Origin of the sequence: Burkholderia sp. SIMBA_051 (assembly GCF_046534915.1) — a bacterium.
Lineage (GTDB): Bacteria > Pseudomonadota > Gammaproteobacteria > Burkholderiales > Burkholderiaceae > Burkholderia > Burkholderia ambifaria.
The window spans coordinates 1-272 of the sequence record NZ_JAWRXS010000279.1; the positions used below are offsets into that span (position 1 = coordinate 1).

The 272-nt window shown below is 52.6% G+C and carries 1 protein-coding gene; it reads right to left on the reverse strand.

The window, feature by feature from the left end:
* On the reverse strand, window positions 1-131 hold a 131-nt coding region (locus tag SB771_RS34525), incomplete at its 3' end, for a flagellar transcriptional regulator FlhD (RefSeq protein ID WP_410721979.1).
* Window positions 132-272 lie beyond the last annotated feature (141 nt).

The following is a 272-nucleotide window of genomic DNA, read 5'->3' on the forward strand; positions in this document are numbered from 1 at the left end:
GCCAGCTCCGATGACAAGCCCAGGCGGAACATGCCGACTGCCTTGTCCTCGCGCAACATGCGTTGTGCGAGCATGATGTAAGACAAATTGATTTCGCGGATTGAATCCAGCGTCTCGCTGCTACGGTCCATTTTCTCTTTTCCGAAGCCCCGAATTACTTATGTCGGCATTTTCTGCCGTTATGGTCTCATGCCCCGCCGGACACTGAAGATTCCCGGCGTCAACTTGGTGCACAGATACAACCAGCCAACCTTTGATACAACCCGTTACAT